Source organism: Shewanella sp. KX20019 (assembly GCF_016757755.1).
Classification (GTDB): domain Bacteria; phylum Pseudomonadota; class Gammaproteobacteria; order Enterobacterales; family Shewanellaceae; genus Shewanella.
This window is the reverse complement of the sequence record NZ_CP068437.1, coordinates 2,825,696-2,841,073: the sequence shown is the minus strand read 5'-3', so window position 1 is coordinate 2,841,073 and position 15,378 is coordinate 2,825,696. Positions and strand designations below refer to the sequence as shown.

At 42.9% G+C, this 15,378-nt stretch carries 13 protein-coding genes and 6 tRNA genes; 3 read left to right on the top strand and 16 right to left on the bottom strand.

The genetic code is table 11. The features are described from left to right. Positions 1–61: 61 nt before the first annotated feature. The 13 genes from JK628_RS12450 to JK628_RS12390 form a co-directional block, all read right to left on the bottom strand. Entirely contained in the window at positions 62–757 is a 696-nt protein-coding gene (locus JK628_RS12450) for an electron transport complex subunit E (RefSeq protein WP_202284874.1), read from the bottom strand. Next, positions 750–1,376, bottom strand: a complete 627-nt coding sequence (gene rsxG, locus JK628_RS12445; RefSeq protein WP_202289808.1) for an electron transport complex subunit RsxG — start codon at positions 1,374–1,376, stop codon at positions 750–752. The genes JK628_RS12450 and rsxG overlap by 8 nt, the downstream gene beginning before the upstream one ends. A gap of 87 nt (positions 1,377–1,463) precedes the next feature. After that, positions 1,464–2,516 (bottom strand): electron transport complex subunit RsxD, encoded by a 1,053-nt coding sequence (rsxD, locus tag JK628_RS12440; RefSeq protein ID WP_202284873.1) that lies wholly within the window; start codon positions 2,514–2,516, stop codon positions 1,464–1,466. 3 nt (positions 2,517–2,519) lie between these two features. Then, positions 2,520–4,877 carry an electron transport complex subunit RsxC gene (gene rsxC, locus JK628_RS12435; protein WP_202284872.1) on the bottom strand — a complete coding sequence of 786 codons (2,358 nt, stop codon included), beginning with the start codon at positions 4,875–4,877 and terminating at the stop codon, positions 2,520–2,522. Continuing rightward, positions 4,871–5,440 carry an electron transport complex subunit RsxB gene (rsxB, locus tag JK628_RS12430; protein WP_202284871.1) on the bottom strand — a complete coding sequence of 190 codons (570 nt, stop codon included), beginning with the start codon at positions 5,438–5,440 and terminating at the stop codon, positions 4,871–4,873. The genes rsxC and rsxB overlap by 7 nt, the downstream gene beginning before the upstream one ends. Positions 5,441–5,442: 2 nt before the next feature. Next, complete coding sequence (gene rsxA, locus JK628_RS12425; protein WP_202284870.1) at positions 5,443–6,021, bottom strand: electron transport complex subunit RsxA; 579 nt, start codon at positions 6,019–6,021, stop codon at positions 5,443–5,445. Between the two features lie 106 nt (positions 6,022–6,127). Further along, the gene (locus JK628_RS12420) at positions 6,128–8,053 is read right to left on the bottom strand and encodes a bifunctional diguanylate cyclase/phosphodiesterase (protein WP_202284869.1); all 1,926 of its coding nucleotides are present in this window, start codon (positions 8,051–8,053) and stop codon (positions 6,128–6,130) included. A gap of 183 nt (positions 8,054–8,236) precedes the next feature. Next, positions 8,237–8,312, bottom strand: a tRNA-Asn gene (locus JK628_RS12415). 35 nt (positions 8,313–8,347) lie between these two features. After that, positions 8,348–8,423: transfer RNA gene (locus JK628_RS12410), tRNA-Asn, on the bottom strand. 31 nt (positions 8,424–8,454) lie between these two features. Next, positions 8,455–8,530: transfer RNA gene (locus JK628_RS12405), tRNA-Asn, on the bottom strand. Between the two features lie 32 nt (positions 8,531–8,562). Next, a tRNA-Asn gene (locus tag JK628_RS12400) sits at positions 8,563–8,638 on the bottom strand. Positions 8,639–8,676: 38 nt separating this feature from the next. Then, positions 8,677–8,752: transfer RNA gene (locus JK628_RS12395), tRNA-Asn, on the bottom strand. A 46-nt stretch (positions 8,753–8,798) separates the two neighbouring features. Then, a tRNA-Asn gene (locus JK628_RS12390) sits at positions 8,799–8,874 on the bottom strand. A gap of 42 nt (positions 8,875–8,916) precedes the next feature. Between JK628_RS12390 and JK628_RS12385 the strand changes: the two genes are divergently transcribed. Together JK628_RS12385 and uvrB are read left to right on the top strand one after the other, a co-directional pair. Continuing rightward, positions 8,917–9,057 (top strand): hypothetical protein, encoded by a 141-nt coding sequence (locus JK628_RS12385; protein ID WP_202284868.1) that lies wholly within the window; start codon positions 8,917–8,919, stop codon positions 9,055–9,057. A gap of 1,038 nt (positions 9,058–10,095) precedes the next feature. Further along, a complete protein-coding gene (gene uvrB, locus JK628_RS12380) occupies positions 10,096–12,093 on the top strand; it encodes an excinuclease ABC subunit UvrB (protein ID WP_202284866.1) in 1,998 nt (665 codons plus the stop codon). A 64-nt stretch (positions 12,094–12,157) separates the two neighbouring features. On the opposite strand, the gene rrtA is transcribed toward uvrB, so the two are convergent. After that, positions 12,158–12,724, bottom strand: coding sequence for a rhombosortase (rrtA, locus tag JK628_RS12375; protein ID WP_202289807.1), 567 nt, complete (start codon positions 12,722–12,724; stop codon positions 12,158–12,160). Between the two features lie 5 nt (positions 12,725–12,729). Further along, positions 12,730–13,416, bottom strand: a complete 687-nt coding sequence (gene queC, locus JK628_RS12370) for a 7-cyano-7-deazaguanine synthase QueC (RefSeq protein WP_202284864.1) — start codon at positions 13,414–13,416, stop codon at positions 12,730–12,732. Positions 13,417–13,545: 129 nt separating this feature from the next. Between queC and queE the strand changes: the two genes are divergently transcribed. Next, complete coding sequence (queE, locus tag JK628_RS12365) at positions 13,546–14,214, top strand: 7-carboxy-7-deazaguanine synthase QueE (protein WP_202284862.1); 669 nt, start codon at positions 13,546–13,548, stop codon at positions 14,212–14,214. 80 nt (positions 14,215–14,294) lie between these two features. Here the strand turns inward: queE and JK628_RS12360 are convergent, their stop codons facing one another. Then, the gene (locus tag JK628_RS12360) at positions 14,295–15,371 is read right to left on the bottom strand and encodes a PLP-dependent cysteine synthase family protein (protein ID WP_202284860.1); all 1,077 of its coding nucleotides are present in this window, start codon (positions 15,369–15,371) and stop codon (positions 14,295–14,297) included. Positions 15,372–15,378 lie beyond the last annotated feature (7 nt).

Genomic DNA, 15,378 nt, shown 5'->3' with positions numbered 1-15,378 from the left:
ACGGTGCAATTGCTAGCTCGAATGAACCGATATCAATTAACCGGTTCTAATTTAAGTGCTATCAAGTAACTTTAGTGATTCTAACTCGTGCTGGCGCTTCTTGCTCAACCTTAGGCTGCTTAGCCTCTATGTAGTTATCAATAACATTTTTAAGCGCAATCAACAGTCCCATTCCGATAAAGGCACCGGGAGGTAGCATGGCTAATAAAAAGGTCGTGTCTACTTGCCAAAGCTGGATGGTTAACCCTTTTGCCCATTCACCTAATAACAGATCTGCACCGTAAAAGAGTGTACCTTGCCCCAATATTTCACGGCTAGCTCCAAGTATGCAAAGTACGAGGGTAAAACCTAGACCCATCATCAAGCCATCAAAGGTTGATTTTGCTACACTGTTTCGCGAGGCGTATGCTTCTGCTCGGCCGATGATGACGCAGTTAGTTACAATCAGTGGCAAAAATATACCTAGCGAAAGGTAAAGCCCATAAGCATAAGCATTAATGAATAGCTGAACACTGGTGACCAGTGCGGCGATGATCATCACAAACACCGGAATACGGATCTCTTTCGGGACATAATCTTTTACCAAAGAGACTAATATGTTTGAACCAATCAATACCAGCATTGTGGCTAAGCCAAGCCCTAACGCATTGGTTAATGTTGCAGTAACAGCAAGTAAGGGGCATAAGCCCAGTAGTTGAACGAGTCCGGGGTTATTCTTCCACAGACCTTGCCAAGCTAATTCTTTATATTCACTCATTCCCAACCTCGCAACTCGCGGGTGCATCTAATAACTCATCTTTATGGGCATTAAAATAGAGAGTCGCTTTTTTTACCGCCTTTACAAAAGCTCTGGGTGTAATTGTAGCGCCGGTAAATTGATCAATATCACCGCCATCTTTTTTTACATGCCAGCGTTTATCCTCGTCTGATAAAACCGATAATCCGTTAAATGAAACAACCCAGTCGGACTTTCTTAGCTCGATTTTATCGCCGAGTCCAGGGGTTTCCTGGTGGGCGAGTGTACGTACACCAAGTATTGTACCTGATTTATCTAATCCTATGATAATTCTTATGTCGCCGTTATAGCCATCGGGAGCTACCGCTTCAATCGCAATGGCAACAGCAACACCATTTTTTGTCGCAATATAGGCTGGAAGTGCGGATTCAGTTCCCAGAAATTCAGCCGCTGTAATAGTGATGCAATGATCTGTGAGCTCATTATCGTGCAGGTCATCAGGAATTATTTGATGTAACACTCTTGCAAGTTCAATCTGTTCCTGTTTCTTTATTTTAGCAAATGTAAGCTGATTGACCGCTGCGACGAGTCCGGTGCAAAGCAGGGCAAACAGGCCGAGTGTTAAGCCATTTTTTAGCATAGATTTTTTCAAAACATTGTCTCTAACGTAATCATCGATGGCATTTTTTTACCCATTGTCTTGTGGTTTACTGGCAATCACTCACGATTAGTTTCCAGAACGGTGTCCGTAACTACGTGGTTTTACGTAATAATCTATAAAAGGTGCACATAGGTTTGCCAGTAATATTGCAAATGCAAACGCATCAGGGTAGCCGCCATAAGTACGGATAACATAAACTAAAACACCGATTAAGGCGCCAAATATCAATCTGCCTCGAACACTCGTCGCTGCGGTAACTGGGTCGGTAGCAATAAAGAATACAGCGAGCATAGTCGCGCCAGAAAACAGCTGCAATAAAGGTCCAATATGTGTGTCTGGGTTTAATAAGTAACCAAAGCTACTGCAGACAAAAAGAGCGCCAATAACACCCAGGCTGATCTGCCAACGGATCACTTTTAATTTAAGCATGGCGATGCCACCTAGCAAGTAGGCAATGTTGACCCAAAACCAACCTACACCGTAGCCGTCAGAGAAGATGTTTTTTGAGAGGCTCTCTGTAATGGTTAACCCCAGTGATAAGTCTGTCTTTACGGTATCAAGAGGCGTCGCCATTGCAATACCATCAAAGCCAAGTTTATAAACACTGAGTTGCTCTGGTGTCATAGCACCAAATATCGCTTTGAGTGTTAACCCTAGATCCATTGGCGTTTGTGCTAATGATAACGGCACTGACCAACTGGTCATCTGTACTGGAAAAGAGATCAGCAACATGACATAGGCTGCCATCGCTGGATTAAATATGTTTTGTCCTAAGCCGCCATAAAGATGTTTGACGATGACAATGGCAAAGAGCGTGCCGATAACCACTATCCACCAAGGTGCTATTGAGGGCAGTGAAACACCAATCAGTAAAGCCGTGAGTACCGCGCTATTATCACTTATGGTTGGTTTAATAGGACGTTTTCTTAGCTTGAGTACGGCAGACTCACTTAGTAACGCTACAGCAATCGCCAGTAGTAGCTGAATCAAAACACCCCAACCGAAAAAATAACACTGGGCTGCGATACCAGGTAATGCGCATAAGATGACTCTGCGCATGACACTTTGGGTTTGCAGCTGTACTTTTAAGTGTGGCGATGACGCTAACTTAAATGCCATTAATTATTCCTTCTCTTCCAATTTAGCTTGCGCTTTTTTTGCTTTTGCTTTTGCGACGGCTGCGGCAATACGTGCCTTTTTTATATCTTCGGGTGATGACAGCAATGGGGGCTTGTCGCTTGAGTTGTTATCTATCAAGTCACTTTGAGTATGTTCAATATCAACTTCAGCTTGTGATTGCTTTTTGGCTTTGGCTTTGGCGACAGCTGTAGCAATACGCGCTTTTTTAATCTCATCAGCAGATAGTGCTGTCGTTGTATCAGTACTGGAATTACTCGTTACGGCGCTAGGACTTGTCACTGCTGTGTCATCACTCTGTTGTGATTGTTTTTTCGCTTTTGCCTTGGCAACTGCAGCGGCTATCCGCGCTTTTTTAGTGTCAGCAGCCAAAGAAGGAGCAGTACTTTCTTTATTGGCATTCGGCACTGTGTTAGTTGTTATCGCGCTATCATTTTCAACGAGCACTTTCTCTTGGGATTTACCACCGTCAGCTTGTAATTGTTTTTTTGCTTTGGCGCGTGCAATGGCTGCCGCTATTTTCGCTTTCTTTTCATCTACAGCATCAACTTGTACATCATGGTCTGAAGTTTTAGCTGATGAACTATTTTGTTGTGCCTTCTTGGCTTTAGCTCTGGCAATTGCGGCGTTGATTTTAGCCTTTTTATCATCGATTTGGTCGACATTAACATCATCAGACCCAAGCGGATTGTTAGTTGTTGAAGTTGAGTCTTTTTTTGCTTTTGCACGGGCGACCGCGGCGGCTATTTGTGCTTTCTTATCCTGAATGGGTGCAGATGCAGAATTGTCAGATACATTAGCCTCTGCAGCTTTTTTAGCTTTAATACGTGCCATCGCGTCTGCAACCGCGTTTCTATCAGTACTAGCCATACTGTTTTTACGCCGTTCGGCCGCGTCTTTCGCTTTAGTTTCTCGAGCGAGTTTTTCATCTTCCAGTCGTTGCTGTCTTGCATCAAAACGCTGTTTAGCTAAATCAGCTTGTTTTTTCTCTTCGGACTGCGTGCGCAGAGCCGATTTAGCCACCCGGTAATATTCAACTAACGGAATGTCGCTTGGACAAACGTAACTGCAGCAACCGCATTCAATACAATCGTGAAGATTAAAGCTCGCCGCTTTATCATACTCTTCAGCTTGTGCATGCCAAAATAGCTGTTGTGGTAACAATAGCGCTGGGCATGCAATCGCGCATTCGCCACAGCGGATACAAGGCATCTCTTGTTGATCTGCAGTGATCTCTTCAGTGCTTGGCAATAAGATACAGTTGGTACCTTTTAGCACTGGCGCGGTCACATCTGGCAATGAGTAGCCCATCATTGGACCACCGATAATGATTTTATCTTGGCCGAGCTCACCTTTAAAACCATTAGTTTGAAGAATATGTTGCACTGGTGTGCCAATCGGTAGCCAGTAGTTACCCGGATGCTCGCAATTCAATCCTGTGATCGTAACCACTCTTGAGGTCAGTGGTTTTCCATTAATAACGGCATCTTGTATTGCGTAAGCAGTACCGACATTTTGTACCAGCATCCCTAGCTGGGCGGGAATAGCGCCGGAGGGCACTTCTTGGCCCGTCAAAATTTGGATTAACTGTTTTTCGCCACCTGATGGATATTTAGTAGGCACTTTTGTGATTCTAACTTTATCACTCGAAAGTTCACTTCGATTGAGTGAATGTTGCATCGCTTCAACGGCTTCAGGCTTATTGTCTTCAATAGCGATAATAATCCGTTTAGGCGTCAATAAACGTTCAATAATTGCGATGCCTGAGATGATCTCATCGCTATGCTCTTGCATTAATCGGTCGTCGGATGTGATGTAAGGTTCACACTCTATGCCGTTGACGATCACCAGTTCAATATCACTCACCGGACTCAATTTTATGTGAGTCGGAAAAGCGGCACCACCGAGCCCTGCAATCCCTGCGTTTTGGATCAATTTTAAGATTTGTTGATTATCCAAAGTCGATACATCTGATGCAATGGTTTCGACCGTTTCATTTTGTCCGTCAGCGGTGAGTACACAGCTTAAAACGGGTAAGCCTGACGCGTGGTTGCTCGGCATCTGTTTTATGGCTGTGATGATGCCAGAGGTCGGTGCGTGTACTGGACAATGAGCAAAGCTGGTACCAGTAGTTAGTGCTTGACCCTTTAATACCCGCTCACCGGCTTTGATATTCAGTAATGCGCTATCGCCGACTTGTGGAATAGGGATAATAAAATGGCTTGCTAACGGGAAGTTAGCAATAGCGGTCCTATTCGATAGTGTTTTTAACTCAGGAGGGTGGATACCACCATGCGAGCGCCAAAGCGTTCCTTTATCAACTTGTTCCAATAAAGTTAGCACTGCAGATCCTCTTGTACTTGTTTTACCGGAATCGCATTTAATTGCCAATCCCATGTCTTTGTCGTTTGTTCGATTGGTAACATATCAATACAGTCTACAGGGCAGGGAGCAACACACAGATCGCAACCTGTGCAGTATTCGGTGATGACGGTATGCATTAGCTTACCTGACCCCAAAATGGCGTCGACAGGGCATGCCTGAATGCACTTAGTACAGCCGATGCATTCATCTTCGCGTATATAGGCGACTTTCTTCTGCTGAACTTGCTCTGTGGCGTTGAGAGGCTCAGGGTCCACGCCGAGAAGGTCGGCGATTTTTTCCATAGTGGCAGTGCCACCAGGCGGACACTTATTGATCTTATCGCCATTTGCGATAGCTTCGGCGTAAGGTCTGCAACCTGGGTATCCACATTGGCCGCATTGTGTTTGTGGTAGCAATGCTTCCACCTGTTCGACAAGCGGGTTGCCTTCCACTTTAAACTTTTCAGCGGCAAATCCCAGTAAAATACCAAAGACAAGCGCGAGTACTGTGAGAACAATAACAGCGATGACAATACCTGACATGTTTATTTAACCAACCCTGTAAAACCCATAAATGCAAGGGACATAAGACCTGCGGTAACCATCGCAATAGCACCACCTCTAAACGGGGCCGGTACATCTGCCGCAGCAAGCCGTTCACGCATTGCTGAAAACAGGATTAACACTAACGAAAACCCGACTGCGGCACCGAAGCCAAATATGGCGGATTCTAAAAAGTTATGATCTTCATTGATATTGAGTAGTGCCACACCGAGTACAGCACAGTTAGTGGTGATCAACGGTAAGTAAATGCCTAACGCGCGATGTAATGAAGCACTGGTTTTTTGTACCAACATTTCGGTGAATTGCACAACCACGGCGATAACTAAGATAAAGCTCATCGTCCTAAGGTAACCGAGATCGAAAGGTAATAGCAGGTATCTGTTTACCAAATAACTGAGAATAGAGGCAAGCGTCAACACAAATGTCGTCGCCATCGACATACCGATTGCAGACTCAAGTTTGCTCGATACCCCCATAAAAGGGCATAAACCTAGGAATTTTACTAACACAAAGTTATTGACCAACACAGTGCTGACCAATAACAGGAGATATTCACTCATCTCAATTCATTATTTAGACAATCTTAACGCTATTATCGGCTTTTCCGCCGCCATAAACAACACAAAGAAAGCAGGGACAATTAAATTAGGTTTCTTATGAGTAAATTTAACGCACTATTTCAGTCGCCTTGTTATTACTCATTGTTACTAAAGGAGTTGGCTTGGCAATATAGTAGCCTTGCAGGCCATCGAGTAACAGCTGCTCCATGGCTAATTTCTCCTCTTGATTCTCTACACTAGTCGCAATCACTCTAATGGTAAGTTTCCTTGCAATATCAATGATCATTTTTACAAAGAAACGATTATGAGAGTCTGAGATAATACCTTGTGTGTAACTGCCGTCCAATTTGATAAAGTCTGGACGTACCTCTTTAAAGAACTTAAACGAAGTAAAGCCTAGACCGAATTTTTCGATCGATACTCGAGCACCAACACTGTGCACTTCATTGATAAAATGATATGTCGCGGAGAGGTTAGCTTGCATACCTGATTCACTAACCTCAAAAATGAGTCTTCCAGCCAAATGTCGTTGACGGATCAATACATTTTTCAACCAAGCGACAAAGCTTTCACTGTTTGCCGATGATGTGCTGACATTAATGCCAAATAAACCCGTTAGTGACGGTGTACCTACGAGCATACTCAGTGTTTTCAAGATCACTAGTTTATCCAACTCTTCGCTCATACCATGACGTTCTGCCATCGCAATAACTGTGGTTGTAGGTAAGAACTTTCCTTGGTCGTTGTAAAAGCGAGACAGCAGCTCACGGTATGACTCAACATCGCTTCGGCAAGGGCGTATTGCTTGGGCGTAAAACTTTATCGCTTTACGTTTTAGGATCTCGTCGATGGCTATTTTCCAACGGCTATCACCAAACAGTTCATCACCGGTGAGCTTTTGTTGTACGTGAATGCTATTTGGCCCCATCGTTTGCGCAATACTGACCGCTGTATCGGCTAACGTCATCAATGTTACTGGATCATTATTTTGCAAATAGGGGCATAAACCTATGTAGGCAACAGCATCGGTGCCTAAATTTTGTTGGTACTCATCAAAGGCTATTTTCAGTTGCTCGATGATCATCATGCCATCTTTTAAAGAAACGTCAGGCAAAATTAATGCGAAATCAGCGGTAGAAATACGGTAACAATCCGCATTCGGCGATCTAATCAAAGACTTTCTGATCAGGTTCGCTATTCGTGTTAAATAGTTATCGCCAGCTTCACGTCCGTGTAATTGGTTTATTGCAGCAAGTTCGGAGGCCCTAACCATAGCCAGCACACCCAATTGTTGGCTATTAGGCGAACATATTTCATTCAACTTTTCGGTGAATTTAGAGCGGGTACCGAATCCTGTTATAGGATCTTGAAAAGCGACTTTAGTCAGCGTTTCGTGGGTTTCATTGAGTTCATTGATTTTTGATTTTAACTTACTTTGGCATGACTCTAATGCCCTAACGAGTGGGGTGAACTCACCCTTTAGTTTTGATTTTTGTATTGCATGGAAAGTAAAATTTGGTAGATCGTCAATTATCTTTGCACTGTACTGTATTTTTTTTGCTTGGCGCAGAGCCAGCAAGAGATTAAAAACACTAATCAGTAGGAAGGAGCCCCAAATAAGTTTTAACTGATAAGCAAACCTATCGGACATTGTGGTGATCTCTTTTGCTATGGACAGTTTCACCTGTAATCGACCGTTAGTCAGTGTTTGAGTGACTGGCATTTCAATCTGATAGAGTTGATTGATAAAACTTCCACCCTCAGACAGTAAGTTGCCCTTGGTGTAACTATTATCTTTGTCATTGCTATCAATGTATTGGAAGAACTGGAAATTGAAACTTTGATCTAAATGTTGGTATAACGCTTGGCCATCACCTAGCCAATTGCTTTGATCCGCAATACTAGCAGTATATTTTGACAGCTCTTGATCGCTACGACTGGCTAAATTAGTTTGATTGTCGGAAAAGGTTACGAAGGTGAGTCCGCAGAAAACAAGAACTAAAAAGAGTTGGTAATATCGGAAACTAGTCATAATGAGTCCATTCACAATCATAGAAGACAAAATTGTTCTAAAAACGTGTATTTTTATGGGCATTATAAACTGATTTTGAATTGAATATCAGTTGCATTGTATGAGGAGTGTTTTATTTTTAGACTGATTTGTGCTTGGCTTGCAGAAGGCGGTGGTAAATAAGAATATTTTTGTTATACAGGTTGGCTCCCCAGACTGGATTCGAACCAGTGACATACGGATTAACAGTCCGCCGTTCTACCAACTGAACTACAGGGGAATCGCAATATTACCTATACTCGATTTATCTTTAGATGGCTCCCCAGACTGGACTCGAACCAGTGACATACGGATTAACAGTCCGCCGTTCTACCAACTGAACTACAGGGGAAACGCTATAAATCTAAATCATAAACAAAAGTTGGCTCCCCAGACTGGATTCGAACCAGTGACATACGGATTAACAGTCCGCCGTTCTACCAACTGAACTACAGGGGAATCGCATTTTACTTATTTTTGCTGATAAAAATTGGCTCCCCAGACTGGATTCGAACCAGTGACATACGGATTAACAGTCCGCCGTTCTACCAACTGAACTACAGGGGAATTACATTTTTTATCAATATTTAACCGTTATATAAAAGTGGCTCCCCAGACTGGACTCGAACCAGTGACATACGGATTAACAGTCCGCCGTTCTACCAACTGAACTACAGGGGAATTGCTCTTTTATATTACCAGATAAATATCTGATTAACTTAAACTTTGGCTCCCCAGACTGGACTCGAACCAGTGACATACGGATTAACAGTCCGCCGTTCTACCAGCTGAACTACAGGGGAATCGTTTAAGTTACGTCTCGTTGAAGACGGAGCGCATATTAAATGGCTCTTACTACTGAGTCAACTCGACAAGGGAAAAAAAGTGCATTTATGCGATTAAGTGTTCATCAAATGTGCATCATGGTGATGAATGCACCATATTTGTCATTAACTGAACAGCTAGAACGCAAGTCTATGAGTTAATCGTAGTTTTCGATTAACTCATAGAGAATATAGACAAACCACTTCAAGTTGCAGGATTCAGCATGTGGTCAAGTGACAGGGGTCAAGGTCGGCAATTGCTCCATGCATTACTCTACCTGCTAGATCTATTTAGCCGCGCTTCGCTCTACCTTCTGCTTCATACCGGCAAGGAGGGCGGAAATGTCATATTTTGTATAGAACAAAATATGACCATTCTGTCGGAATTCAATCTTTATTCTTAATAAATAAAGAATGCAGAAAAATGTTGCTCTCGCCATGCACTTGGGGAGTTTGCGTAGAATATCAGCGCTGTGTTACTAACCTCGGCAATAGGCCAACTATTGCACAGCGGTCTAAATCCTGTCTAAACCACTTTTAATTCCCACTGAAATCACGCATCTTGATGTAGAACAGGTATATATAAAACTAATTGCTTATAGAAGCAGTACCATAATTTCATATGTAATAAAATTACAAAAATTATATTGATAATGCTTAAGTCGCTGAATTGGTCAAAAGTCCCGCTATAACAAGGCTTGCGTGAGTTATCCACTAAATCTGTGGATAAGCCTGTGGGTTAAGTGATAAAAACTGTTGCAAAGGCCGATGAGTAGGGGCTTGAGGTTAAAATGAACAATTTTGTTGAGATTTTTTTTTATTGTTTAAAAACAGATTGATGCAAAAATCAACAGTTAATTTTTCACGATTTTGAAGTTGTTGCTGAATTGTAACTTATTCTAGTCGTGTAATTGTGAATTAAAGTGCCAGTTCTAGGCCGCTGTGGCCTAGTGTACTTTGCTAAGTCATTGATTGTGAAGCTGTCACAAACTTTCATCTGAGTAAACAGAAATGGTTATAACTTTTGAACCATCAGCTTTATATGGATTGGCAACTGCTTGCCTGTTTTTGCTAGTATAAAAACACTACTTTTAGTCGCCTTTAGTTAAAATTTTTGGATATGTATAAATTACTCAGTTCACCCATATTGCACATAAATAGGGTAAAATGCAGCCAAGCAAAATGAGGAAGCATAACCTAGTGTCTGAATCTGTATTTCAATTAGAATCTCAATATCAACCTGCGGGCGACCAACCTTTGGCAATTAAGCAACTTGTCGAGGGCCTGGAGTCGGGGGTTGCTAGTCAAACCTTATTAGGCGTTACTGGTTCAGGGAAAACGTTTACTATCGCCAATGTGATAGAAAAGATGTCTCGGCCCACTATTATAATGGCACCTAATAAGACACTTGCTGCTCAGCTTTACGGTGAGATGAAGGAGTTTTTTCCCCATAATGCCGTTGAGTATTTTGTCTCTTACTACGATTATTACCAGCCTGAAGCTTATGTCCCCGCGAGTGGTACCTTTATTGAAAAGGATGCTTCGGTAAACGCACACATTGAGCAGATGCGTTTGTCAGCAACCAAAGCACTGCTTGAGCGTAAAGATGTGGTACTCATAGCATCGGTCTCTGCTATTTACGGTTTGGGAGATCCAAAGGCCTATATGAAGATGTTATTGCACCTGCGAGAAGGGGCGATAATGGATCAGCGCGATATGCTTAAAAAACTCAGCGAGCTGCAATATAAACGCAATGACATTGAGCTACAGCGCGGTACCTATCGTGTTCGTGGCGAGGTGATCGATGTGTTCCCAGCAGACTCTGATAAATATGCCATTAGAGTGGAACTGTTCGACGATGAAATAGAACGACTAAGTCTATTTGATCCCTTAACAGGTCACATCAACAAGCGGGTTGCCCGTATTACGGTATACCCTAAAAGTCATTATGTTACGCCGCGTGAGTCGATATTAGCAGCCACTGAACACATCAAAGAGGAACTAAGAGATCGCAAGAAGCAATTGCTAGATCTCAATAAACTGATCGAAGAGCAGCGTATTACTGAGCGAGTTCAATATGATATTGAGATGATGACCGAGCTTGGGTATTGCTCGGGGATCGAGAACTACTCGCGCTATTTATCAGGGCGAGCCTCGGGTGATGGGCCGCCAACCTTGCTCGATTATTTGCCAGACGATGGGTTGTTGATTATCGATGAGTCTCACGTCACGGTTCCACAAATTGGCGCTATGTACAAAGGCGATCGTTCTCGAAAGATGAACCTTGTTGAATATGGTTTTCGCTTACCGTCAGCACTTGATAATCGTCCGTTAAAATTTGAAGAGTTTGAAGCACTCATGCCACAGAGCATTTTTGTATCAGCTACACCAAGTGATTATGAGATTAATAAATCAGAAGGTGAAATTGCCCAACAAGTGGTAAGGCCGACAGGGCTGTTGGACCCTGAAATTGAAGTTAGACCTGTAGGAACCCAAGTCGATGATCTACTCTCAGAGATTGCTAAGCGAGTGGCTGTTAACGAGCGAGTACTGGTAACAACATTAACCAAAAGAATGTCTGAAGATCTAACAGAATACTTGGATGAACATGGGGTCAAGGTTAGGTATCTTCACTCCGATATAGACACCGTTGAGCGAGTTGAGATCATTCGCGATCTTAGGCTTGGTGTATTTGATGTACTAATCGGGATCAACTTACTTCGCGAAGGCCTAGATATGCCTGAAGTGTCATTGGTTTGTATTCTTGATGCCGATAAAGAGGGCTTTTTGCGCTCAGAGCGCTCTCTTATTCAAACGATTGGCCGAGCTGCCCGTAATGTGAACGGTAAAGTCATTCTCTACGGTGATCGCATTACTAAGTCTATGGATAAAGCGATAACCGAAACCAATCGTCGCAGAGCCATGCAGCACCAGTATAACCTTGATAACGGCATTACCCCTAAAGGTGTTATTAAGAGTATTACCGATGTTATGGATGTCGGCGATAGCAAGTCTGATAAATCAAGGAGAGTGGCAGAGGAGGGCGCAGACTATCTTGTTAAACCCGCCGATATTAGCCATGAAATTGATAAGCTTGAAAAACAGATGCATGAACATGCTAAGAATCTTGAATTTGAAGAAGCTGCGGCCGTAAGAGATAGAGTAGGGCGCTTGCGAGAGCAGTTTATAAAAGCATAGCGATAATTGAAATCAACATATCCACAGCGAAAAATAGGAGACCATGGTCTCCTATTTTTTACGGTCAACGTTTAAACTTTTTCACAGCATAAACAGCGGCTAAACAGATAAACCCGCTAACAAGCCCTACAAGATGTGCTTCTGTTGCTACTCTAGCGCCGATTAGTGCAGTGACTTCGCTACTCGCACCAAATGTCTGCTCATAGATAACTTTTAAAACTACGCCGAGCGTTAGCAGGTAACCGGTTTTCAACCCTTTAGTGATATCAAATACAGCGCCATAAACAAATAAGCCGTGTAGCATGCCACTGAGACCAACATATCCTTTTGTTTCAGGGAAAAACATTAGCAGCCCGGTACCCTGCATTAGGCTTAAAGCAACGCCTAAAATCAATAGTGATTTGGCACTATAGTGTTGCTCATGCAGTAACAATATGACCCACAACCCGGCCAAATTCATAAGCAAATGCCATGCATTAGTGTGCAGGAAATTACCACTGAATAAGCGCCACCACTGGCCGTCAATAATCAGTTCGCGTCGATAGGCTAATAGGTCATCTAAGCCCAAATAGAAAAGGACAATACAAATAACGCTTATGATGGCAGCGACAATATAGGGGCTTTTTGCCATGGTGGTTATTGGGGGCATTTAGCTGCTAATTGTGTTTGGATCCCTTTTGGGTTTGCTAAATATTCATCTAAGCCACGTTGACGTAATAAGCACGCCGGGCAAGTACCACAACCGTCGCCTTTAAGACCGTTATAGCAAGTCAACGTTTGATGGCGAACTAACGCTAAGCTATCGTATTTATCAGCTAAGGCCCAAGTTTCGGCTTTATCAAGCCACATTAAAGGCGTGCTGATCGTTAATTGTTTATCCATTCCCTGCATCAATGCGGTTTGCATTGATTTGATAAACTCATTTCTACAATCAGGATAACCGGAGAAGTCTGTCTCACATACGCCGGTTATAATCACGTCAGCACCAAGCTGATAGGCGTAGATCCCAGCAAGGGTAAGAAATAAAATATTGCGGCCAGGTACAAATGTGTTTGGAATCGAATTAGTGTCTTTATTCTCTTCGATCGGTATGTCACGTGTTAGGGCGCTAACCGTTAACTCGTTTAGGATCCCAACGTCTAGAATTTTATGGCTGACGGCTCCAAGTTGCTTGGACAAGCCCTGTGCAATCTCTATCTCTTGGCTATGTCGTTGCCCATAGTCAAAGGTGACAGTGTGAACCTCATCATATTGGGTGAGAGCTTGAATAAGACAGGTAGTAGAATCTTGACCACCACTAAAAACGACAACAGCTATAGACATAATAGGACTTCAATTTAAATTTAAAATGAGAAGTGACAGTTTAACGCAGCATGGAATGCTTTTAAACTACTTGCGAGTCACTTAAAAATCCTCTATAAATGCCGCCCTGCTAATCACGAGGTAAGTTAGATGAACTATCCAGTCAATGAAGTGTTTGAAACGATACAAGGTGAAGGCTATTTTACCGGTGTGCCAGCTATCTTTGTGAGGCTTCAAGGTTGTCCTGTTGGCTGTGCATGGTGCGATACCAAACATACTTGGGAGTTGGATGAGGGTAATAGGGTTAAACCTGAGTTGGTGATCCAAGTAGACGGCACCATAGGTCGCTGGTCTGATCTTACAAGCGAGCAGCTGGTCAATGCTTTTAAACAAAAAGGCTTTACCGCAAAGCACATTGTGATAACGGGTGGTGAACCCTGTCTATATGACTTGTCTAATTTAACGGCATATTTACATGACAATGGTTATCAGACGCAGATCGAAACCAGTGGTACATTTGCTGTGGTGTGTGACAAGGATACTTGGGTGACCGTCTCGCCCAAAATTAACATGAAAGGCGGCTACAAGGTATTAGAGCAAGCACTCAAGCGGGCTAATGAGATAAAGCATCCCGTTGCGACCAACAACCACATTGAAGAGCTTGACCAACTGTTGACTAATATCGACTTAACAGGCAAAACCGTATGCCTACAACCGATTAGCCAAAAGCCAAGAGCAACAGAGTTGGCGATGAAAACATGTATCGAACGTAATTGGCGTTTATCGATACAGACTCATAAATACCTAGATATTGATTAGATATTGTTCCGCTAATCAATTTAAACGAAAAAGCCCCTGTGAGAGTGATCCCACAAGGGCTTTTTTGAATGACTAACAAATTAGTCTTTAGAGGGGCAAACTAGCACGCCAGTCTCACCAAATTGCTTCAGAGCAGCCTTGTATGGCGTTAAATCACCAATATTAGATTGTATCCACTCTGTATGGTAATAAGTATCTAGATAGCGCTCACCGGAGTCACAGATAAGGGTGACGATAGAACCCGTTTGCCCCTTTGCTGCCATTTCAGAGGCTAGCTGTAGCGCACCATATAAATTGGTGCCAGTAGATGGGCCCGTCTTGCGGCCAATGATTCTTTCTAACCAATTAATGGTTGCGATAGAGGCAGCATCAGGAATTTTACGCATCTCATCGACCACTCCTGGAATGAATGACGGTTCCACTCTTGGACGACCAATACCTTCAATTTTACTGCCATTAACACAAGTAATTTTGTGGTCACCTGTCTTAAAATAGTCAAAAAATACCGAGTTCTCAGGGTCTACCACGCAGAGTTTAGTGGCTAATCGTTGGTAGCGGATATAACGGCCAATAGTGGCTGAGGTGCCGCCCGTGCCAGGGCTCATGACTATCCATGTAGGAATAGCGTGTTGTTCTTTTTCCATCTGGTTAAAAATAGAGTTGGCAATATTATTATTGCCGCGCCAATCTGTGGCACGTTCAGCATAAGTAAACTGGTCCATATAATGGCCATTGAGTTCCAGTGCTAATCGTTCTGATTCAGCATAGATTTTACAGGAGTGATCGACAAAGTGGCATTGGCCACCGTAAAATTCTATTTGTTGAATTTTTTTCTTCGCGGTACTGCTTGGCATTACTGCTATAAATGGCAATCCAAGTAAACGTGCAAAATAGGCTTCAGAAACCGCAGTACTGCCCGAAGATGATTCTATCACCGTGGTGTTCTCTTTAATCCAACCATTACACAAAGCATAGAGAAAAAGAGAGCGGGCTAGACGGTGCTTTAAACTACCTGTTGGGTGAGTACTTTCATCTTTAAGGTAAATATCTACGCCGTTCAAACTCGGGGTATCTAGCTTTATAAGATGAGTGTCAGCACTTCGTTGAAAGTCAGCTTCAATTTTTTCAATGGCTTGATTTACCCAAGAGTTGGTCACATTAAGG

Excerpts from the sequence above, each read along its gene's own strand:
- JK628_RS12420 (WP_202284869.1), bottom strand. The coding sequence starts at position 8,053 with ATGACTAGTTTCCGATATTACCAACTCTTTTTAGTTCTTGTTTTCTGC.
- JK628_RS12385 (WP_202284868.1), top strand. The coding sequence starts at position 8,917 with ATGGCTCTTACTACTGAGTCAACTCGACAAGGGAAAAAAAGTGCATTT.
- rsxG (WP_202289808.1), bottom strand. The coding sequence starts at position 1,376 with ATGCTAAAAAATGGCTTAACACTCGGCCTGTTTGCCCTGCTTTGCACC.
- rrtA (WP_202289807.1), bottom strand. The coding sequence starts at position 12,724 with ATGGCAAAAAGCCCCTATATTGTCGCTGCCATCATAAGCGTTATTTGT.
- JK628_RS12450 (WP_202284874.1), bottom strand. The coding sequence starts at position 757 with ATGAGTGAATATAAAGAATTAGCTTGGCAAGGTCTGTGGAAGAATAAC.
- rsxA (WP_202284870.1), bottom strand. The coding sequence starts at position 6,021 with ATGAGTGAATATCTCCTGTTATTGGTCAGCACTGTGTTGGTCAATAAC.
- queC (WP_202284864.1), bottom strand. The coding sequence starts at position 13,416 with ATGTCTATAGCTGTTGTCGTTTTTAGTGGTGGTCAAGATTCTACTACC.
- rsxD (WP_202284873.1), bottom strand. The coding sequence starts at position 2,516 with ATGGCATTTAAGTTAGCGTCATCGCCACACTTAAAAGTACAGCTGCAA.
- rsxB (WP_202284871.1), bottom strand. The coding sequence starts at position 5,440 with ATGTCAGGTATTGTCATCGCTGTTATTGTTCTCACAGTACTCGCGCTT.
- queE (WP_202284862.1), top strand. The coding sequence starts at position 13,546 with ATGAACTATCCAGTCAATGAAGTGTTTGAAACGATACAAGGTGAAGGC.